At 42.6% G+C, this 21,262-nt stretch carries 23 protein-coding genes; all 23 read right to left on the minus strand.

Annotation, left to right across the window (positions count from 1 at the left end; genetic code table 11):
- Nucleotides 1–200: 200 nt before the first annotated feature.
- The 23 genes from Q9R36_RS01890 to Q9R36_RS02000 all read right to left on the minus strand — a co-directional run bounded on the left by Q9R36_RS01890 (nucleotide 201) and on the right by Q9R36_RS02000 (nucleotide 21,256).
- Nucleotides 201–776 (minus strand): class I SAM-dependent methyltransferase, encoded by a 576-nt coding sequence (locus Q9R36_RS01890; protein WP_101547584.1) that lies wholly within the window; start codon nucleotides 774–776, stop codon nucleotides 201–203.
- A gap of 23 nt (nucleotides 777–799) precedes the next feature.
- On the minus strand, nucleotides 800–1,711 hold the full coding sequence (locus Q9R36_RS01895) for an NAD(P)/FAD-dependent oxidoreductase (protein WP_101547583.1): 912 nt from the start codon (nucleotides 1,709–1,711) through the stop codon (nucleotides 800–802).
- A gap of 34 nt (nucleotides 1,712–1,745) precedes the next feature.
- On the minus strand, nucleotides 1,746–2,147 hold the full coding sequence (locus tag Q9R36_RS01900) for an Rrf2 family transcriptional regulator (RefSeq protein ID WP_009791002.1): 402 nt from the start codon (nucleotides 2,145–2,147) through the stop codon (nucleotides 1,746–1,748).
- 235 nt (nucleotides 2,148–2,382) lie between these two features.
- On the minus strand, nucleotides 2,383–3,513 hold the full coding sequence (locus Q9R36_RS01905) for a sensor histidine kinase (RefSeq protein WP_101547582.1): 1,131 nt from the start codon (nucleotides 3,511–3,513) through the stop codon (nucleotides 2,383–2,385).
- On the minus strand, nucleotides 3,503–4,186 hold the full coding sequence (locus Q9R36_RS01910) for a response regulator transcription factor (protein ID WP_094767343.1): 684 nt from the start codon (nucleotides 4,184–4,186) through the stop codon (nucleotides 3,503–3,505). The genes Q9R36_RS01905 and Q9R36_RS01910 overlap by 11 nt, the downstream gene beginning before the upstream one ends.
- Nucleotides 4,164–4,766 (minus strand): VanZ family protein, encoded by a 603-nt coding sequence (locus Q9R36_RS01915; protein WP_094767344.1) that lies wholly within the window; start codon nucleotides 4,764–4,766, stop codon nucleotides 4,164–4,166. The genes Q9R36_RS01910 and Q9R36_RS01915 overlap by 23 nt, the downstream gene beginning before the upstream one ends.
- Nucleotides 4,767–5,075: 309 nt before the next feature.
- A complete protein-coding gene (locus Q9R36_RS01920; RefSeq protein ID WP_311224460.1) occupies nucleotides 5,076–5,450 on the minus strand; it encodes an NUDIX domain-containing protein in 375 nt (124 codons plus the stop codon).
- Nucleotides 5,451–5,549: 99 nt separating this feature from the next.
- The gene (locus Q9R36_RS01925) at nucleotides 5,550–7,139 is read right to left on the minus strand and encodes a malate:quinone oxidoreductase (RefSeq protein ID WP_094767346.1); all 1,590 of its coding nucleotides are present in this window, start codon (nucleotides 7,137–7,139) and stop codon (nucleotides 5,550–5,552) included.
- A gap of 299 nt (nucleotides 7,140–7,438) precedes the next feature.
- A complete protein-coding gene (locus Q9R36_RS01930; RefSeq protein ID WP_022543758.1) occupies nucleotides 7,439–7,879 on the minus strand; it encodes a cell wall hydrolase in 441 nt (146 codons plus the stop codon).
- A gap of 131 nt (nucleotides 7,880–8,010) precedes the next feature.
- A complete protein-coding gene (locus Q9R36_RS01935) occupies nucleotides 8,011–9,114 on the minus strand; it encodes a 5-methyltetrahydropteroyltriglutamate--homocysteine S-methyltransferase (RefSeq protein ID WP_311224461.1) in 1,104 nt (367 codons plus the stop codon).
- A gap of 140 nt (nucleotides 9,115–9,254) precedes the next feature.
- Nucleotides 9,255–10,172, minus strand: coding sequence for a LysR family transcriptional regulator (locus Q9R36_RS01940; RefSeq protein ID WP_009790992.1), 918 nt, complete (start codon nucleotides 10,170–10,172; stop codon nucleotides 9,255–9,257).
- A 213-nt stretch (nucleotides 10,173–10,385) separates the two neighbouring features.
- Entirely contained in the window at nucleotides 10,386–11,714 is a 1,329-nt protein-coding gene (locus tag Q9R36_RS01945; RefSeq protein WP_311224462.1) for a 6-phospho-beta-glucosidase, read from the minus strand.
- Nucleotides 11,711–12,040, minus strand: a complete 330-nt coding sequence (locus tag Q9R36_RS01950; protein ID WP_101547560.1) for a PTS sugar transporter subunit IIA — start codon at nucleotides 12,038–12,040, stop codon at nucleotides 11,711–11,713. The genes Q9R36_RS01945 and Q9R36_RS01950 overlap by 4 nt, the downstream gene beginning before the upstream one ends.
- A gap of 83 nt (nucleotides 12,041–12,123) precedes the next feature.
- On the minus strand, nucleotides 12,124–12,438 hold the full coding sequence (locus tag Q9R36_RS01955) for a PTS sugar transporter subunit IIB (RefSeq protein WP_311224631.1): 315 nt from the start codon (nucleotides 12,436–12,438) through the stop codon (nucleotides 12,124–12,126).
- A 132-nt stretch (nucleotides 12,439–12,570) separates the two neighbouring features.
- Nucleotides 12,571–13,314 carry a chitin disaccharide deacetylase gene (gene chbG, locus Q9R36_RS01960; protein ID WP_311224463.1) on the minus strand — a complete coding sequence of 248 codons (744 nt, stop codon included), beginning with the start codon at nucleotides 13,312–13,314 and terminating at the stop codon, nucleotides 12,571–12,573.
- A 12-nt stretch (nucleotides 13,315–13,326) separates the two neighbouring features.
- Entirely contained in the window at nucleotides 13,327–14,676 is a 1,350-nt protein-coding gene (gene celB / locus Q9R36_RS01965; RefSeq protein WP_009790987.1) for a PTS cellobiose transporter subunit IIC, read from the minus strand.
- Between the two features lie 14 nt (nucleotides 14,677–14,690).
- The gene (locus tag Q9R36_RS01970) at nucleotides 14,691–14,996 is read right to left on the minus strand and encodes a PTS sugar transporter subunit IIB (RefSeq protein WP_311224464.1); all 306 of its coding nucleotides are present in this window, start codon (nucleotides 14,994–14,996) and stop codon (nucleotides 14,691–14,693) included.
- A gap of 240 nt (nucleotides 14,997–15,236) precedes the next feature.
- Nucleotides 15,237–17,177 (minus strand): BglG family transcription antiterminator, encoded by a 1,941-nt coding sequence (locus Q9R36_RS01975; RefSeq protein WP_311224465.1) that lies wholly within the window; start codon nucleotides 17,175–17,177, stop codon nucleotides 15,237–15,239.
- A 304-nt stretch (nucleotides 17,178–17,481) separates the two neighbouring features.
- Nucleotides 17,482–17,760 (minus strand): hypothetical protein, encoded by a 279-nt coding sequence (locus tag Q9R36_RS01980; RefSeq protein WP_148950303.1) that lies wholly within the window; start codon nucleotides 17,758–17,760, stop codon nucleotides 17,482–17,484.
- A 94-nt stretch (nucleotides 17,761–17,854) separates the two neighbouring features.
- Nucleotides 17,855–18,595 (minus strand): GntR family transcriptional regulator, encoded by a 741-nt coding sequence (locus Q9R36_RS01985; protein ID WP_094767352.1) that lies wholly within the window; start codon nucleotides 18,593–18,595, stop codon nucleotides 17,855–17,857.
- Between the two features lie 65 nt (nucleotides 18,596–18,660).
- Complete coding sequence (locus Q9R36_RS01990; RefSeq protein ID WP_311224466.1) at nucleotides 18,661–19,482, minus strand: PfkB family carbohydrate kinase; 822 nt, start codon at nucleotides 19,480–19,482, stop codon at nucleotides 18,661–18,663.
- A complete protein-coding gene (locus Q9R36_RS01995; RefSeq protein WP_094767354.1) occupies nucleotides 19,482–20,372 on the minus strand; it encodes a carbohydrate ABC transporter permease in 891 nt (296 codons plus the stop codon). The genes Q9R36_RS01990 and Q9R36_RS01995 overlap by 1 nt, the downstream gene beginning before the upstream one ends.
- Complete coding sequence (locus tag Q9R36_RS02000) at nucleotides 20,372–21,256, minus strand: carbohydrate ABC transporter permease (RefSeq protein WP_101547554.1); 885 nt, start codon at nucleotides 21,254–21,256, stop codon at nucleotides 20,372–20,374. Before Q9R36_RS02000 ends, Q9R36_RS01995 begins: the two co-directional genes overlap by 1 nt.
- Nucleotides 21,257–21,262 lie beyond the last annotated feature (6 nt).

Here is a 21,262-nt window from a genome sequence, read left to right on the forward strand (position 1 = left end):
ACCGGAAAATCTCCGCTTATTTTAAGGCTTGCGGTTGGGTCGGTCTCCTATAATTCGTTCCCAGGTTTGATGTATATTGTTTGCCTAGTTTGTGACATAAGAAAAGGGTCTCCCCTCTATTAAAGGAAAGACCACGTAACTTTTTCAATTAAATACTTTAAAGACACTTAATATCCTTAATTAGTTAAAAAAATAAGTACTTACTCCGTTCTCTGTGCAATTAGCATGTATAAAGATGATGCTGGAAAGGATTTCTCAGTTACTGTAAATCCTGCTTCTTTCATTTCACGCTCCATCCCTTCCATGGAAATTCTCGGCGCTTTCCCAGAACTTTTCTTTGGTTCAAGTTCCAGACAAATTAGATAACCTTCTTTTTTCAGGACATTTTTCATTTGCTGTAATAGCGGTGCGAGTGGCTGAATTTCATGCAGGACCAGAGAAGCGATAATGATATCAATAGAACTGTCTTTTAGAGGAAGTGCCTCCATACTCCCCAGCACTGGGACAATATTTGTCACCTGTTCCTCCAATGCTTTCTCTTTTATGATTTCCAGCATAGCCGCATCGATATCCAGCGCATATACGCTGCCATTGATCCTTTTCGCTGCAGGGATGGAAAAATAACCGGTCCCGGCGCCAAAATCCAGCATGCTATCATTTTCCTTTAAAGGAATCATGTTCAGTAATTGTTCGGGAGATAATACCTTTCTTCGCTCGGGGCTTTCCAGGTATGATACTTTTCCTTTATCGTGCTTGCCATGAGAATGATGGTTCATATAAATCCTCCTATTTTTGACTTCTATTTATCCTGGCTATATTTCTCTTCTATAAGAGCTGCATTCACAGCTATGGCAGCCATACTGCCTTCCGCTGCCGCAATGATTAACTGGGAAGCACCGGCAATTCGCGTATCCCCGCAGGCATACAGCCCTTCTGTGTTCGTGCGCTGCCAACTGTCAGTTGTAATCCCTCCCTGCTCATTCAGTGTGTAGCCGAGTGAATCAAAAGAAGCAGCTTGTTTCCATTCCGAGGCAATAAACCCTCCTTCACGAAGCACTGAGGTTCCATCATCAAGCTGGATTTTTTCCAGCAGCCCCTCTTTTCCAATGAGTGAGGAAATCTTCTTTTCGTTAATACCGATGCCATTATTTTTGAGCAATGCTTTTTCTTCGAGCGAAAGGACTTTCCTGCCGTTCGTAAAAATAATTAAATCATTCGTCCAGTTAGACACCACCTTCGCCATATGAAACGCCGCCTGCTGCTCTTCAGCGATCACCGCCAGCGGCCGATCTCTTAATTCCCAGCCATCACAGTAAGGACAGCCGAACAGGCTCTTGCCATAGAACTCTTTCGCCTTTGGAATATCTGGAAGAATTTCCTTGAAGCCTGTGGCGATTATAATTTTTTTGGCACTATATACTTCCGCGTTTTCTGTCTCTATTTGAAACAAATTGTTTTCTTTATTTATACGATGCACCCGCTGCCGTTCAAGCCTCACGTTCGGGTACTTGCTTAATTCTCCTTGAGCAATCTTTTTGAATTCCTGCGGATGTATACCATCCCTTGTGATAAACCCATGGGACGTAGAAGTTACCGCATTTCTCGGTTTGTTGTCATCAAACAGGATCGTTTTACGTCTTGATCTTCCGAGCACTAAAGCAGCATTCAACCCAGCCGGGCCTCCGCCAATCACCGCGCAGTCTAATACCATTTTGTTCACTCCCTCAATGAATTTAGATATTTTCTTATTTCCGTTGTGATTCTGCCTCTTTAGCGATATCGATTAGAAGCTTTGATGCCAGTTCACTTTTCATATTTTCCTCTGCCTGTCTCATGACGTTCTCAATCAAGCAGCCTTCATGGTGAATGGAGCAATCGAATAAGCTAGTCTCCCCTTCAATCGCGTGGATGACATCCAAAAAGGATATTTCATGTTTTTTTCTGGAAATTTTATAGCCTCCCTTTGCACCAGGAGTTGATTCGATCAAGCCCGCTTTCGCAAGTTTGGTTAAAACCTTAGAAAGGTACGTCGGGGAGAGGTGCTGCATTTCTGCTAATTCCTGTACTCCCACTGTGCCCTCCCCAGGCTCCAGCATTAGATGGACCATCGTATGAAGAGCATAGTTTGTCGCGTTTGAATATTTCATAATAACCTCCTCTAATAAAAAGATATTAAAGACTCTTAATATCTGTAATTGTGTCGATTTTATCACTTGAGGTAAAGAAAGTCAACGAGAATTACATTTTTTATATCCAGTAACTGGCGATACCAGGAAAATAAAAGAAGACCAAATCATAAGCGATTGGTCTGTTAATTCATATGCCACTTCAAATTTTTCTCCCTAAACCCGACTACTTATACTGACCGGGAGCCGAAATTTATTAGTTCCTTTGCCGTTCATCACTATATCCTCTTGGCAGACTGATAATAAATGCTGTCCTTCCCGGGCTGCTTGCTGCTTCAATTGTTCCTTCGTGTAGCTCAATGATGCTCTTTGCTATTGCCAGTCCGAGACCAGCCCCTCCAGTAAAATGCGATCTAGATTTCTCGACCCGGAAAAATCTCTCAAAAATATGAGGCAGGTCAGCCCCAGGGATGGCAGTTCCGTAATTGACAACCTGTATTTCGACAATATTGCCTGTGCCTCCAAATATGATATCCAGATACTTTCCTTCTCTGCCATACCGGACAGCGTTTTGGATCAGGTTCTCAAAGACCCGGATCAGCTTCCCTCCATCCCCGGGAACAATAGGGGGTTCATCTCCTTCCAGGAACTGCCGCCACTCCATTCCTGCGTCCTCCAGCTGCACACGGGATTGAACCGCAAGCTGATTCATCAATTCCTCCAGGTCGATCGGATGCTTTTCAAAGAGTGCCTGCTGGTTCTGCATGTATGTGTATTCGAAAATGTCGTCTACCAAGGAGTGCAAACCTGCTGTCTTATCAGTGATGACTTGAATATAATGGCGCAGCTCCACCTCATCCTGATAGCGGTCTTCATTGATTAAATTTAAATAGCCGATGATGGAAGTGAGCGGAGACCGCAAATCATGTGCTACATTTGTCACCAGCTCATTTTTCAGCTGCTCTGCTTTTCTTACTTCGCCAATAGCCTGCTCCGACTTAGTGAAGATCTCCTGAATCCCTTCAGCCAGCCTGCTGAATTCTCCATTGCCGGATAATACAGCTGAGCCCTTTTCAAAAGCCAGCTGCTGCACCTCTTTTGTCAGCTTTTTCACATAAAAGCTGAGGTACCTTTTTCTTTCGTACAGGTAAAAAAGCAGCAGGAACCCTGTCATCAGGATTGCATAAAAAACGAGAAGCACCAATGATCTTCCGTATGATAAAAGGAACAGCAGGCTTTCAGCAAATCTCGAATTGTCCTCTATATACCAGACAGCCGGCAATAGGAGGGCGGCAACAGCCAGTGCAAGGAAAAAAGAGAGGATGATATACATCGCAATCTTCCACTTTGGAATGAACCTGAGGATATGCTTAAGATTATCTTTCAATTTTATACCCCACTCCCCATACCGTGTGAATGATTTTTTCGCCTGGTAAAGCTGCTTCAAGCTTTTCGCGCAGATTGCTTATATGGACCATAACTGTCTTATTGGACCCTTCACCTGGTTCATTCCAAACACTTTCAAATATTTCTTCAGATGAAAAAACACGGCCCTGGTTTCTTGCCAGCAGATAAAGGATCTCAAACTCAATGGAAGTCAGCTTTATGCTATTCCCTTCGGCCAGCACATGATGCTTTTGTTTATCGATTGCAAGCGGGCCGATTTGCAGAACAGCATCGCCCTTTTCTGGCTGGGAGTAGTTTGCTCTCCTGAGAAGAGCCTTCACTCTTGCTGTGAGCTCCAGCGGATTAAATGGCTTGCTCATATAGTCATCGGCACCAGTCATCAGACCCACGATTTTGTCCATATCCTCTACCTTTGCACTCACCATCAGAATAGGCACCTGGCTGCTCTTCCTCACCTGCGTGCAAAAAGACAGCCCGTCCATCTCAGGCATCATAATATCCAGAATGATCAAATCCGGCTGGCTTTTGACAAAGAAATTCAATGCCTCAACCCCATTGCCAGCTATACTGATCTCATAGCCTTCATTCTTTAAATACACCTCAATCAGCTCAGCAATATGCTGATCATCATCAACAATCAATATTCTCGTCAATGACTGACTCTCCCCTCTTTTCATGCAGCTGAAACTGCTTCAGCAGACCGCCAATAAGCTTCATTTTAAATAAGCTTTTCACTATGAAAAATCCAATTATAGCTCCTGCTGTATTTGCCAGCAGATCATTCACATCCGTACTTCTGCCGCTTCCAAGCGTAACCCTGATCAGCAGCTGAACCAATTCAAAAGCAAGACTCAATGCAAAGCCGTGCTTTGCAGCGTCTTTAAAGGAAACTATTCTTCTTTTCAGGAACGGCAGGTACATCCCGAATGGCACAAGCATAAGTACATTCAGCATAAAAGTCGTTATATCAATTGTCAGCACAGGTATAAAGTTCACAGTCTGATACCACTTTGTTTGATTCGCATACTTTCCTATATTCACCTCTATCGGGAAAAACACAAGATGGATCACGCAAAGCAAGTAGATTCCAAATGACAATAAAACAACGTATTGAGCTATGGTCACCTTCCTTTCTTTACGCTTTCCCCAGACCGCCAGGACCAGAAGCCCCATTAAATAGAGCGGGCCAAGCACATACCATGATTCAATAGTGAACATAATCGATTTTTCCATTATCTTTCCTCCTAATCATTCTCTTAACAAAGCTCAGTATAGGAGGAAATGTTAAAGAAATTTTAAAGAAAGAATTAAGGATGACTAAATTATTCAGGGATTTAATGGGTCTGTCTGCGGATTGCTTGTACATATAGAAAAGCCCCGCAATTTTGCAGGGTTTTCAAATATCAGATACTCCTTCAGTTGGATGCCTGTATACAGATTACTCTTTCATTTTAATCCAGTACAGGCGTCTTCTTCCCCTCCGCCCAATCTTGAATAAACTCTTTCTGCCTTGGATTTAAATTGCCTGGCAGGCCGTTCTTCTCAAAATACCGATGCTCCCTGCTTTCGTCTCCCGTTTGCTTTAAGGTCCCGCTGAAAGAGCTGGTTTTGAATATAATCTGGACACTGAATACCCTGTCTTGGATTGGGATATTCAACAAAGCATTTTTCCCCTGAGTAAATCCCGAACAGCTCAAGCTCCTGAACCTCAAGTCCTGTTTCTTCAAAGGTTTCTCTTTTAGCTGTCTTCTCAAATGTTTCGCCCAGCTCCATCACTCCGCCGGGTATGCACCAATTATCTTCGTCTGTACGGTGCTGAAGAAGGATTTTTCCCTCGTTCTCAATGATAACGCCGCAGCCGACAGTGAACAGCGTTTCGTGTCCAATCCATTTTCGAATTGTTTTTATATAATCCATTTTCCTTCCCACTTTCCTTCTCATTTAAATAGAAAAAGAACCTCTAATCTTATCATGATTAAAGGTTCTAGTTGATTTTGAAGTTGACATAATATTTTTCTAGGAAACCAGTTCTTTTTTCCTTAAGCCAAGTGTCTCGGCTGTTGAAGTCTGGATCTCATGGAAAAGTGCTGGATTGCTGGCCAGCGACACACCGAATGACGGAATCATTTCTTTGATTTTCGGCTGCCATTTCTGCATATGCTCAGGGAAGCATTTCTCTAGCACTTCAAGCATGACCTGTACGGCAGTTGATGCACCTGGAGATGCGCCGAGCAAGGCAGCAACCGAACCGTCTGAAGCACTTACAACCTCTGTCCCAAATTGCAGCGTTCCTTTGCCGCCTGCTTCTGTGTCCTTGATGACCTGAACACGCTGGCCGGCTACAACTGTATCCCAATCACCGCTCTTGGCATTCGGGATGAACTCGCGCAGTTCCTGGATCCGCTTTTCATGCGACAGCAGTACCTGCTCGATCAAATACTTCGTCAAAGGGAATTCCTTCATTCCCGCTGCCAGCATGGTAAAGACATTATTCGGTTTAACAGAACCGATCAGATCGAAATTGGAACCAGTTTTCAGGAACTTAGGAGAGAATCCGGCAAAAGGCCCGAACAGCAGGGACTTCTTGTTATCGATATACCTTGTATCAAGATGTGGAACCGACATCGGCGGCGCTCCGACCTTTGCTTTCCCGTATACCTTGGCATGGTGCCTGGCAATGATCTCCGGGTTATTGCAGACAAGGAAAAGTCCGCTGACAGGGAAGCCGCCAATACGCTTCGACTCAGGAATCCCGGTTTTCTGCAGCAGCGGCAGACTGCCGCCCCCGCCACCGATGAACACGAACTTGGCAGTATGGTGTTCCACAGCACCGCTCTCAAGATTCTTTACCTTCACGTCCCACAAGCCCTGGCTGTTGCGCTTGATATCCTTTACCGTATGCTTGTAATTCATTTCTACATTTTGCTTTTTTAAATAGTCGAACAGCATCCTTGTCAAAGCACCGAAGTTCACATCAGTACCGGAATCAATTTTCGTGGCGGCGATCGGTTCGGTTGATTTCCGGTCCTCCATGATAAGAGGAATCCATTCCTTCAATTTCCTTGGATCACTTGAGAATTCCATGCCCTGAAACAGCGGGACACCTGAAAGCGCTTTAAATCGTTTTTGCAGGAATTCTACATTTTTCTCACCTTCCACAAGGCTCATATGCGGTATAGGCATGATGAATTCCTGAGGATTGCGGATAAGGTCCTTTTTGACTAAATAAGACCAAAACTGGCGCGACAGCTGGAATTGTTCGTTAATATTAATCGCTTTCTTTATATCGATAGAGCCATCCGGCTTCTCTGGCGTATAATTCAGCTCGCACAAGGCAGCATGGCCTGTACCCGCATTATTCCACTCATTCGAGCTTTCTTCCCCTGCACCCGCAAGCTTCTCAAAAACCTTGATCTCCCACTCAGGAGCAAGCTCCTTCAGAAAAGAACCCAATGTTGCGCTCATGATCCCGGCACCAATTAAGATTACGTCTGTTGCTTTCTGTACGCTGCTCATAATACGTTCTTTGCCTCCTATATGTGAAAAAAGATTGTGCGCTATTTCACCTAGAAATTCACTTTTCCGTTTCAAATAAAACCCTTTCATATTCTATTATAATGATTTATTGGGTAATTTATCTACTATTATCTGATAATTATATATTATTTTTCGTTTGGAAAAAAGTGCAAAGGTTCACTTTATACTGGAAAAATCAAAAATTCTGTACTTTTATCATTATATCAGGATTGGAAATTTATATATATTATATTCCTATATTAAAATAAAAAGTAAGCGTTAACAAGTCTGGCATATCAGGGCTCAGCATTTTTTTCAAAAACTGGCATATTAATCTTTACCCTTTCTGCTGCCGTGAAAATAAAAAAGCCTACTCAAAGAGAGTAAGCTTACCCGGAATAAACAGCCTCACAAGTCCCTGCCTTCGGTTCATAATAACAATGATTCTTGAACTGGCCGGCAAAAGGCTGATCATACCAAGTGGGAGGACAAGGGGCATATGGATTAAAATACCAGAGAGCATACTTCCCCGGATGCTGTCTCCAATAATCAAGGTTCTGCTTGGCTAATCTTCTCTCCGCTTCCCTTGCCCTTTGATAAAACACATTGCCCTTTTGAACGGCTTCAAAAGAATAATTTCCGCCCTGCACCTGAAAGATGACATCCCGAACAGATCTCAAATCCTTAAAATCCAAACAATTGGCTAAAAGACGGTTCACAATCACATTTCCCACATACAGCATCCCCTGCTTGCCTTCCCCTTCAGCCTCTGCCCGCATCATCCTGGCCATCAGGTCTACGTCGGCACTTCGGTAATTCACTCGTGGCATATATCTCACCTCCATGACAGTGTATGATGGGGAGGCCTGTTTGAATGTTAGTGATTGTGGAATGGGGATGTCCTTTTTATAATCGGTACGAAAAAAAGCGAACAGCATCCATAAGCTGTTCGCTAAATATTTTATCCCCAAATTTCCTTAGAAATATCTACAATATACTTCAGCTTAGCCCACTGCTCTTCCTCTGTCAGGATATTGCCGTGATGGGTAGAAGCGAATCCGCATTGAGGGCTGATGCATAATTGCTCCAGCGGCAGATATTTGGTTGCTTCTTCTACACGTGCTTTAATGTTCTCCTTGTCTTCCAAAGTGCCATGCTTGGACGTGAATACACCCAGCACCACCAACGGGCCGCCATTTGGAACGAACTCCAGAGGACCGAAATCGCCGGAACGGTCATCATCGTATTCCAGGAAAAATCCGTTCACCTTCTCTTTTGCAAACAATACAGGCGCAATCTTGGCATAGCTGCCTTCGAATGCCCATTTAGAGCGGTAGTTCCCGCGGCAAAGGTGAGTGGTTACAGTCAGATCCTCCGGCTTATCCTCCAGCACACCGTTCACAACTCTTAATGCCAGGCTGATTAATTCCTCACGTGAATAGCCGCTGTCATTGAATGGAATTTCCGGTGCATTCAGGCCGGCGATGTACACATCATCAAATTGAAGGTAGCGGCAGCCTGCATCATAGAAGGCTTTGATGCTATCCTTGTAAGTCTTGATGATATCATTCGCATATTCTTCAACGTCCGGATAGATATCAAGGTTGCGGATGCCTGCGTTAAATAATTGGTTAGGGCTTGGGATGGTCTGCTTTGCAACCGCACGGTCACCGACAATTTCTTTAAATTCGATAAAGTCTTTAATATGCGGATGATCTTGGTTAAACGTAATTTTTCCTGTGACTCTCACATCATATCTTTCCGTTTCTTCCCCTTTGAAGGCAAAGCCATGATCCGGCACGTAGCCCTCCACCCCATTCAAATGTTCAAGGAAATCGGTATGCCAGAACCGGCGGCGGAATTCCCCATCGGTGACAGCCTGAAGGCCGACCTCAATTTGCTTGTCCACAATCTTCTTGATTTCTTCTGTCTCAATAGCATGCAGCTCCTGGGCTGAAATCGTGCCTTCCTGGAACTCCTTTCTGCTCTTATGGATTCTCTCCGGGCGCAATAAGCTTCCTACATGATCTGCTCTGAATGGAGCTTTAACAAGTGTCTTAGTCATAATGAACTCCCTCTCCCCATATATCCAAGGCTTATAAAAATGCTGCCCTGGAACTTGGCTTGTTTTCATTAAAGTAATTGTAGCACAGGGAAGTTCTTATAACGTAACACAATGTCGCTATGCCTTGTTATAGCTTTAAGCTATAACCCGCCAAGCTCTTCTTTTATGCTTTCTTTTAAATATTGAATATAAATATTCGCAAGCGGGCTGTTGGTCACATTTTTATGCGTGATATAACCCACATTAATCTTCTCATCCACCTTTAAGGGAATGGCTATGATATCCTTGCTGTTTAATTTATGGCTGATAACACCTGTTGAAATGGTATAGCCGTCCAGCCCGATCAGCAGATTAAACAGAGTGGCCCGATCCGTCACCCGGATATTCTTCGGCCTGGAAAGGGTGCTGAGAATCTCCTCGGAAAAATAGAAGGAATTATAGTCTCCCTGCTCATAAGAGAGATATGGATACGGATCCAAATCAGATAAAGTGACATAATCCCTTTCCGCAAGCGGATTTGTGGAGCTGATAAATATATGGGGATCTGCCTCAAACAGCTCATGAAACTCCAGACTTCCTTCCCTCAGAAACTTATAAATGACATTTTTATTGAATTCATTCACATACAAAATCCCGATCTCACTGCGCAGGTTCTTCACATCATCAATGATTTCATAGGTCTTCGTTTCCCGCAGGCTGAATTCATATTCCTCCGGATCATATTCTTTTAACAGGCGGACAAACGCACTGACCGCAAAGGCATAGTGCTGGGCAGAAACAGAAAAGTGCTGCTGCGGGGACCGTGCATTCGTATAACGGTTTTCAAGAAGCTCCGCCTGCTCAACCACCTGCCTGGCATAGCCAAGAAACTCTGATCCTTCAGGAGTGATGATAATCCCCTTATTGGACCGCGAAAAAATCGTGATTCCCACTTCCTCCTCCAGCTCTTTCAGTGCATTCGAAAGGCTGGGCTGGCTGATAAACAGCCTTTGTGCAGCTTTGTTGATCGAGCGGCTTCTGGCTACTTCGATTACGTATTTTAGCTGTTGTAGTGTCATGGCTACTTCCTTTACGAAGAGTTTTTTTGCTTTAAAGCTGCTAGATAGTATATGTGGTGCACAATTCTCCATTATTTCTATCTGGTTTTGAGAAGATTATAAGGCAATCTACAGCAATAATCCATTAAATCCTTCTGGCGCTTACACACTTCTGATCCAGGTGTTGAAGCAAAAAGAAAGAATCCAGCCCCAGCAGCCAGATTCTTATGTATCCTATGCCTCTACCTTATTAAAAAACTGCGGCAAATGTTCTTTGTGGGCTTCAAGCATTTCGTCGACAATTTGCTTTGCCAGCTTGTCAGATGCAACTAAAGGATTGATTGTCAGTGCCAGGACAGCTTTATCATAATCTCCTGTGACAGCAGCTTCTGCAGCGACTCGTTCAAAAGATTTGATCTGCTGGACCAATCCGCGGACCGGCACAGGGAGATCACCCATGACAATAGGCCTTGGGCCATCCTTAGTAATAATACAGCTTACCTCGACTGCTGAATTATCCGGAAGGCTCGCTATCGCTCCATTATTCAATGTATTGACAGGCTGGATATCGCGTTTGTCATTGTACATAGAAGAAATCAACCGGACAGCTGCATCAGAATAGTATGCGCCTCCGCGTTTCTCAAGCTGCGGCGGCTTAATGTCCAGGTTGGGATCCTTATAAAGTTCGAAAAGGTCATTTTCAAGTTTTTGAACTACCTCTGCACGGGTACCTTCCATCTCTGAATTTTTCAAGTCCTTCTCTACCATTTCCCTCGTTTTATAATAATACAGATGGTATGGGCATGGAAGAACGTTTAGGGCTTTAAGAAAAGATGTTTCCCATCCAATTCCCTGAACATTCTTTACAAAGCTGCTGTTCTGCGGATCAGTGAGAAGGTCTATTACTTTTCCTTTTACACTCTCCCCATCCAGGTACACATCAAGACCATATACCATGTGATTCAATCCGGCAAAATCGATCCGGATCCGGGAATGTTCCACATCAAGCAGTTTAGCAATTCCCATTTCCATACCTATAGGTACATTGCAGAGGCCAACTACCTTTTTGATATGAGAATAGCGGAGCACCGCTTCCGTTACCATTCCAGCAGGATTTGTAAAGTTAATCAGCCAGGCATCAGGACACAGTTCCTCCATATCTCTGCAAATATCTAAAATAACCGGTATGGTCCGCAAGCCCTTGAATAATCCACCAGGACCGTTTGTTTCTTGTCCCAGCACCCCGTATTTTAAAGGGATTCTTTCATCCTTTGCCCGTGCATCTAATAATCCTACCCGAAATTGCGTTGTTACAAAATCTGCATTCTTCAAGGCTTCTTTACGATCAAGGGACAGATGAACTTCAATGGGGAGCCCTGCCTTCTGAACCATCCGTTTAGCGAGATTCCCTACAATCTCGAGCTTCTCTTTTCCAGCTTCTACATCAACCAGCCAGAGCTCACTTACCGGCAGCTCATGATACCTCTTAATAAAGCCTTCAACTAACTCAGGAGTATAACTTGACCCCCCGCCAATGGTAGCTATTTTTATTCCTTTTTTCATGCATTCACACCTCCGGATAGATTTACGTGCTCATACAAGTCTACAAATTCGCCTGCCATGTCTTTTATCGTAATCGCATTCATAAGATGGTCCTGAGCATGCACCATTAACAAAGTAATCTCTGTACTTTCTCCTCTCACTTCCCTTTGGATCAGAGACGTTTGGATAAGATGCGCGCTATTCAGTTCATTAGCAGCTTCCTCAATTTTTTTTCTTGCCCCAGCTATATCCCCGCTCTTGGCAGCAGCAATTGCTTCCATGGCAGAGCTTTTCCCATTGCCGCCGTGAAGGATGATTTGAAAGATTGTCTCTTCGATGCCAGCCATAAAGAAAACATCCCTTCCTTCTATGATTTATTTATAAAAGACACGTTCTACCTATTTCATGTGCAAGAAGGGAACCTATGAAGCTATCCCTTTTGACTGTTGATCAGATCAATAGCAGCCTTTAAAACTTCCGGTCCATTGCACATTCCATAATGAACAGGATTAATAGAATCTACTGGTATATTTTTTTCCTCGCATAGCTTTTTCATTTGAGGCATCAAATAACGCACCTGCGGACCAAGGAGCAATACATCTGCATTATCAATATGCCGTTTAACTGCATCTGCCCCTTCCGCCCAAATCTTTGCCTCAATGCCCTGGCTTTTAGCTGCTGTTTCCATTTTAGTCACCAATAAGCTTGTAGACATTCCTGCTGCGCAGCATAGCAAAATATTCATCCTCTTATTCCTCCCTGATTTGTTTATCTTGCAAAAAATGTCCTCCATAAAATTCATTAATTCTTTTTTTATCACTGGAATTCATCTAAACAGGTTCCGGACCATGCCAGTCCAGGAACCTGTTCATCCCTTTCAAACCACGGATTTAATAGAAACCTCCCTAAAGGTTATAAGGTCTATGCCCCTGTCAGTAATGGCCGTTTGAACAGCAGGGTCGGTTAATATGGTTAGTTCCCTGACACGCTGCAAAGCATATGAACTGCCAGAATAGACCTGTTCATCAACAAAAGCAGGATGTGTCATTAACTCTGCAGTTTCATAAGGACGTGCTTTATCAAGCAGTTCGAGCAAATACTCTGTCGTCAGCTGATCTCCATAAAATTCATGATTAAAATATTGGACAGGCTGCAATGGGTTTGGATCTGAACTTACTTTTCTAATAGGCAATTGATTTTCCCTGGCTATTTTTTCTACAGCGGGATAAACATTTGGAAGTGAATGCACATGATGATGGCTGTCGATATGAGTGGGTATGATGCCAAAAGAAATGAACTTTTCAAATTGGCTTCTTAATTCAAGTTCAATTTCCTCTGGAATTCCATCCTCCTCTATTGCCGATATCCTGTTAAATTCTCCTTGGCTATTTACAAGCGAGGCCGCTTCATTGCTTACCGGCCTTCCGCAGGTCAACACGAAATGGATTCCCACTCCAAGGCCAGGGTTATTCTTCGCCAGGCCGGCAGCATGTTCTGCTCCAGGCATATTTGCCATTAATGTGGTTGAGGTAACCACACCATTTTGAAAGGCTTCAATGATTCCCAGATTAACTCCTTTTGAATAGCCGAAATCATCGGCATTGATGATTAACTTAGTCATAACTTCAGCTCCTTACATGCTTGCAACTTTTTTATTGGCATCGACTGGAGGCTGAAAACCGCCTTCTTCAACGAGCTTTTGTTTATCCCAGATGCGGAAGAAAGGATAATAGATGGTAAAAGCTAAGGCAAAGTTTATTAATTGCAGGACAGCACCTGACATTTTTCCTCCTGCTGCCAAATATCCCCCGATAATCGGAGGCATTGTCCATGGAACCGCAATTCCTGCCGGTTTTGCGACCAGCCCTGTACTCATGCCAATATAGGTGGTTAAGACCATTACAAGCGGTGTAAGTACAAACGGAACGATCAAAATAGGGTTCATCACTATTGGCATTCCAAATACGACAGGTTCGTTAATATTGAATAGTCCCGGCCCGATAGCTAGACGGCCTAATTGCTTCATTTGCTTGCTTCGTGCCCTCAAAATCATCGCAAGCACCAATGCTAACGTTGCGCCGCTTCCTCCTATATATACAAAGATATCGAAAAATTGCTGTGTGAATATATTCGGCAAAGTTTCGCCCCCCTGGAACGCAAGGCGGTTGGCATCCATTGCTGAGAGCCAAATTGGCCCCATTACCCCTCCAACAATGGAAGCTCCATGTAATCCACAGGACCATAACAGCTGTACAAGAAATACTGCAACCAGGCTGCCAATCAAACTTCCGCCCAGAATGCCAAGTGGTTTTCCAAGCACTTCGCCAATGATATTATGCAAGCTCTGAAAATCCGTCTGCTCTACCAGCAGGCGAAGAACCCAAATGACCGTGATAACAATAAAACCTGGAATGAGTGCAACGAATGATTTGCTGACAGCAGGCGGTACGCCATCAGGCATTTTTATAATGATATTTTTTTGGATGATAAATCGGTATATTTCCGTTGAGAGCATGGCAATAAGCATCGCTACAAAAAGTCCCTTGCTTCCCATTAAAGCGGCCGGGATCGCTCCTCCTACAAGTACTGCTTCTGATGCTCCGTCTGGCGTAAAGGAGACCTGGTACGGTGTTGCCAAAAGAAATGCCGCAACAGAAATTGCGCCTGCAGACAGCGCATCCACTCCATATTTTTCAGCAAGGCGGTAAGCTATGCCAAAGGCGGCAATCAAGGCCATAATATCGAAGGTCGCACCCACTGGATACATCAGCTTTGTCAGCCATTGATCACCGAATGTATTTGCCATGAAGTCGTCATAGCCGGGAATAGGCAAGAAACCAAGAATCAGGAATAATGAACCGACAATAATCAGCGGCATCGTCAGGATAATTCCATCACGGAGTGCCTGAAGATGGCGCTGGCCCGCTACCCTGCCTGCAACAGGCATCACCTTATTTTCAAGGAAATCATTCATTTTGCTCATTAAACTCACTCCCCCTATTTATTTACTAATTTTTCTGCAAAGCTTAATACTTCGGTCCCATTGCATGTGCCATAGTGAACGATATTAATTACGTCAACCGGGATCTTTTTTTCTTCACCCAGCTTCTTCAATTGAGGAAGCATAAAACGCACTTGAGGGCCTAGAAGCAGCACATCCGCCCTGTCAATATGATGGTGCACCGCATCACTTGAAACAGCCCAAATGTTATATTCTTTATCTTGTTCTCTAGCACTTTTCTCCATCTTTGTAACTAACAGACTTGTAGACATCCCGGCTGAACAGCACAGCAATATGTTCACTTTATCACCCCTCTTTTAAGTGGAATCTCCTTGCTCGTACCTTAATACTAAATTGAAAACGCTTCCATTAACACATACACTTTTTCCGTTGAGCAACGGAAATTTTTTATTAGACAATTCTGACTATTTCAGATTTCCTTCAGCTGAAGTAATTTTTTTAAACTTTATCTTCTTCGTCATTTCGTTTGTTTACAAACTTAAAAACACCATGCCAAGTTGACTGGCATGGTGGAACGGCTTTTATTTTTTTTTGCTTAGAAAAACAGAGATAAACTCTTTATAGGTTTTACATTTCAATAAATGATGTACCAGAGTGCTGTCCTCTACTACTTCTATCAGGAGCTTGTACATATTGACCAAGTCTTCTTTACTGTTTTTTCTTACACATAGCAAACAAACAAATTGAACCCGCTTATCATCCCAGTCGACAGGTTTCTGAAGTGTGCATATGGCCCAGAACGTTTCATCCGTTCGCGGCATAATCGGATGAGGTATGGCAACCAGGTTTCCAAAGCAAGTTGGAGAAACTTCCTCCCTTTCCAAAACAGCAGGTAAGAAGTGTTCATCAGTCAAACCTAGATCTGTTAATTCACGTGCCAGAAACTTTAAAACTTCTTCCTTTGTTTCAAATTCCTTCTGCAGGAAAACCAGCTCTTTTCTTGTATAAGCGAAAGACTGTCCGGTATAATCATCCAGTACTCTTTCAATCTTTAATAAATCTGTTCCCCCAAGTATGGTGTTCACCTGAATGACCGGGACTGGAAGCTCAGAGGCAATGGGAACTGTACTGACAATAAAATCGATCTTATCCAGCGGGATTTCATTTATTTTATAATATTCTGTTGTTCCTGCCAGCTCCAGCCTGGAACCAAATTGGGACTCCAGCTTGTGGTATAAAAGCCGGGCACTGCCGACTCCTGAAGCACAGACAATCAGACAGCGTTTGACTGAATGGTTTGCCTTGACTCTCTCCATCGCCGCACCAAAGTGAAGAGCCAGATATGCGACCTCGCTTTCACCAATTTGGTATCCATATTCTTCTTTGATACAAATTCCAGCCAGGACGCCTGCCTGAAAGGCTACCGGATAGTTAGCTTTTATCGCATCCAGCATCGGGTTCCGGATATTCATGCCGAATCGGAACCGATTTAATGCGGGCTTAAGATGCAAACACATGCTAACAAATAATTCTTTATCATTTTTAATGCCCAGCTTTAGCTTTTGTTCAATCATACTCAGGATTTTTTTTGCCAGATTAAAGACTTCCTCATCAACAAGACTGCGTATTTCTGTTTCATTCAAATGAAAATGAGCAATCATTCTGATCCCCATTAAATGAATGGCTATATAGGCAATTTCCGACTCTGGAAACTCTACGAAAAGATGTTTATTTATTTCCTGGACTATTTCAGAAGCTACTATATACTCCTTTTGGTTTATGATTTCATGCATGTCTTTCGGGAATATCATTACATATTTTTCACATCGTATTCTGCAGCAGGCAATGGCAATATGAGTGATCAAATTATTCAGGCCCATGTCGGAAAGTGATATACCGCTTACCCTGACTTGATCAAGAATAATATTTCTGATCAGCTGGACTTCTTCTTTTGGAAGAATGGACATGCGGCTTTCAAATAGGTCAAGGACCGTTTTTTCCCGATTGTAAATATACTGGGACATGCAAAAGCGAAGTTTAACTTCATCTCCCTTTAACTTGAGACCATAATTCGGCCGCTTCTCAACTGTAATAGCATACTGCTGTAAAATCCTTTTGGCCTCTCTTAAATCATTTTGAATGGAAGATTTGCTGATGAATAATTCTTCAGCCAGGTCATCCAGTTTCACATATTTATCAGCAAAAAGAAGCCGCTTGATCAGAAACTGGACACGATCTTCCGGAAGGTTCGGTATATGCCCGCTTTTTAATGAATCTTCTCCTGCAACTTGAGCCAGCAAATTTTGAAATTTGGCATCATCCCCAACAGTCAATTTATATCCAGTTCCGCGGACCGATTTAATTTCAGCGCCATTTTCAGCAAGCAGCATATTTAACTCTTTTATTGAATTCCTGATTGTACGGGAAGTAACCTGTATGATATTTGCCAAGTACTCGCTTGTGATTACATCATCTGTTTCTATTAAAGCTTTTAGAATACTGCTCATTCGGGTATTCAGCATTCTAATCTTCCCCCCACCAACAGTATTTTTTATCTATTTTGTAATTCTTTAGAACTATTGTTATAAGTAAACATCTGGAAGTTATTTTCCAGGATCCAAATACTTGTCATTAAAAATGCTTAGTTATCTAAATTATCAGAAATATATTAAGTTAATACCATTTTAATAGAAAAAAGTTTAATTTGGGCACTTTCACAAAAAAAATTGGGGTAAATAGACCATTAACCCGTCACCCGGCAAAATAAATAGGGAGCTGCTCAGAGCAGTCTCCCTATAAGTGCAATCAATCAAAACAATTTTAGTATTATGGCAAAAATGGCGCAAAATACACCAATAAATCCTGTTGCTTATTATAAGCAAAATATGTACACGGCTGCTGCCCAATTGGTGATGGAAAAATAACCTTCCCGCAAAGTGGGCAATTGCCTTTTAGTCTAAATTGATGTTTTACTCCTACTGGGAAAGGATGGCTATCATTGCCAAGCAGGAAAACAAAAGCCTTGCCATCCACTTCAAAATTGATTCCAAATCCCTTAAAACCAGATGATCTTGTGATATTGTAATTCGCTATTTCAAACTCCACTTATCTCATCCGCCCCCCTGAGAAGTACTTTTACCCATAACTTCCAGAAACTTTCGTTTCTAAGGGATTTTGAGTCCGGAAGTATAGTTATAGATCATTCAGGATTAATAATATGCTCTAACCTCAACTGTACACGTTCAGCAATCAGATAGTACTTTGAATAGTGGACAGGCAGATCCTGTTCACCATAAATCACTTTATCCACCAGGACAAGTAAATTGAAATTATTCACTTTTAAGTGTGTTTGCAATTCTTCGTCTGGATAGACAAATTCCAGGTTTTTGCGGACTCTTTTAAACTTAACAGCATACTCATCATGAATAATAGCAAAAGTAGAACTTTCTGGCGTTATTTTTTCTTCGATGCCTGGATAAAGATCAACAGGCAAATAGGCGTAATCTACGCTTAGCGCCTGGTCATTGCGGTAGACTTTTCGCACAAGTTCAATATACTCCTTATACCGGCTGTTAAAAATCTTGTCTAAATCCGGATTGCTTTTGATTTTCTGGATGGAAATGATATCTTTCGTTATCGTGTCATTTTCGGTTGTTAATCCTTCGGTAAAACCCTGCAGGTCCAATAAATGAATTTCTTTTCTTGGGGCACTTACAAAAGTGCCCTTGCCTCTGACAATTGTAAGAGTACCTTCGTCAACTAATTCCTTGATGGCGCGTCTGATAGATATGCGGCTGGCTTTGAATAAATCTCCCAATTCTTTCTCGGTGGGGATTCGATCTCCCTCTTTTAGTCCATGGCTTTTAATATAGTGCATGAGTCCGGTCATGATCTCTTCGTATAAATAAAGCTGATCTCGATTTAGATTGTCTTTTTCCATTGTCAACGCCTCAATATCTCAATTTTACAATAATTATACATGAATCCGCCCGTAAATAAAAAGAATCACATGTTTGCGGGATACCCAAATCCCCCATATTCCTGGCATGTCTTTTCAGCAGAAAGGGTTCCTTTTTCAAGAGCCTTTTCTACATCGCCGCTCGTGGCATATTCAGTCAGAAAGCCTGCAATCAAGCTGTCTCCTGCCCCCATTGTATCAACAACATTAATTTTCCTCAGTTTCTGCTTATAAATATTCTCTTGATGGACGAATACAGCCGGCTCTCCTCCCCGCGTCAGACCTATAATCTCAAAACCGAAAGGGGCAAGTTCTGCAATAAATCCATTTAGTTCTGCTTCAGATAATTCTGCAGCTGAGAAAAAGGCATAAGTGATAGATGGGGCTATTGATGATATATATTCCAGGTCTTTCCGGTTTGAAAAATCATACGAAACTTTAATCTCTTTAGCGATCTTTGCCAGTTCGCTTTCCATCGACGAATAGCAGCTCACATGGCAAACATCAAATTGCTTGATATAATCAATTTCCTCCGGAATCAGCTGAATTTTGAACCGGTGCTGGACAGTGTCTTTAGGCCCTCCCACAAACACCCGGTCATTGTCCTCCGTCAGCGCGACTTTGGGCTGGCCTGTGATGCCAATAGCATCCCTGGAAAACTGAAAGTCGACCCCCTCCTGCTGAAGTGCATGCTTTATATGCCGGGCAGGTTCATCTGTTGCAAATATCCCAATATAGCCGACACGGCTAGCACCGTTCCGCTTGGCATTTACAGCGACATTCACACAATTGCCGCCAGGAAAATATTCGTTCCGGTCCAAATAGCAGTCTACAACATTGTCACCCACAGCCATTAATTTCATCGTCATTATCCTTTCACCGAGCCTTCTGCAAGGCCTCGTACTAAATATTTTTGGAGAGCAATCAATAATAGAACCATTGGGACTGATGCTATGACCATGCCTGATAACAGGACACCCCAATCCGTTCGCAATGCATCCCGGAAGACCATCAGCCCTGATGGAATCGTCTTCAGTTCGCTGGAATTAATAAATACTGTTGCAAATAAGAACTCGTTCCAAGCATAAAAGGCGTTAATAATAACAGAAGTTATCACAATCGGAATGGACAGCGGCAAGTATATCCTCCAATAGATTCCAACCTCACTGCAGCCATCGATCAAGGCAGATTCTGACAGCTCATGAGGTATGGTAATGAAGAAAGCGCGGATCAGTATAATGGTAAGGGGCAATCGATAAGCGACATACGTCAGGATTAAAGCCCATCTTGTATCGATTAGATTAAACAGGGATAAAATCTCAAATAAAGGAATGAGAGCCACCTGTGGATTCATCATTAAACCGCCAATGATAAATAGAAGAGCTGCATCTATCCAGCGGCTGCGGTATCTGGCCAGAACAAAGGCTGCCATTGTACCTGTCATAACTGTAAGCAGAATGGAAAAGCCAGTAACATAAGCACTGTTCAAAAAGTAATTTTGAATCCCTTTTTCCCATGCTAATGCATAATTTTCAAAGTGCCATTCGCTGGGGAGCGCCCAAACATTTGAATAAATCTCCTTATAGCTTTTAAATGAAGAGATCACCATCCAAAAAAGCGGGTAGAGGATCATGATGGCGAAAATGAGTAATCCCAGGAAAACTAAATTTCTGGAAAGCCGCGTTTTACGAGTCAGCTGCCTTTTTTTTACGGCCGGGAAAGTTAACTCTTGGGTTTGAAGATTTTCTATTTTCATCATCAATCTTCCTTTCCTGTTTTAGACACTTTAATCTGAATTAAAGCAAAGATTGCCGACAGCAGAAACATGGTTGTGGCGATTGAAGAAGCATAGCCCATATTGTCTTTGAAGAATCCATTCTGATACATATGAACCGCCAATGTCATCGAGCTGTTCCCTGGCCCCCCATTAGTCAGGATATAGGGCTCATTAAAGACCAGGATGGAGCCAGTAACGGTAATCAGCAGATTGACAAACATCGTTTCCTTAACCTGGGGAAGAGTAATGTGAAAAAACTGGCGTATTTTTCCTGCACCATCTATATGGGATGCCTCATATAAGTCATGAGGGATTTTTTGAATGGCTACAATGAAAAGCATTGTAATTAAACCGATACTCTGCCATTGGGACATGGCAATAACGCTATAGATAGCCGTTGTCGAATTGCCAAGCCATGGTTTTCCAAGATCGCCGAGTCCAATTAACTCGAGGAAGCTATTTAACAATCCAATTTGCGGATTATATACAAAACCAAACAGCAGGGCGATAACAGAAATGGAGATCATCACAGGGATAAAGTAGATGATTCTGAGGGCTGGAGCGACTCTGCGAAACAACTTATCTTCAAGAATACTTGCCAGGATTAAGGCAAAGAATATTTGAAAAATCACTGAAATAACTCCATATTTCACATTGTTCCATAATGCGATTCCGACTACTTCATCTTCAAATAATTGCTTTATATGACTCATGCCCACAAAGGATTTTGAATCTGAAAATACGTTGAAATCGAAGAAGCTGTTATAAAAGTTCTGAATGAGTGGTATGTAGATGAAAATGCCCAGGAATAGTACAGTTGGCAAAAGAAAGAGAATTGGCGTCAAAGACATTTTTCTTAATTTCATACTTAT

It is taken from the genome of Bacillus sp. AG4(2022) (genome assembly GCF_031844465.1).
Classification (GTDB): Bacteria; Bacillota; Bacilli; order Bacillales; family Cytobacillaceae; genus Bacillus_AB; species Bacillus_AB infantis.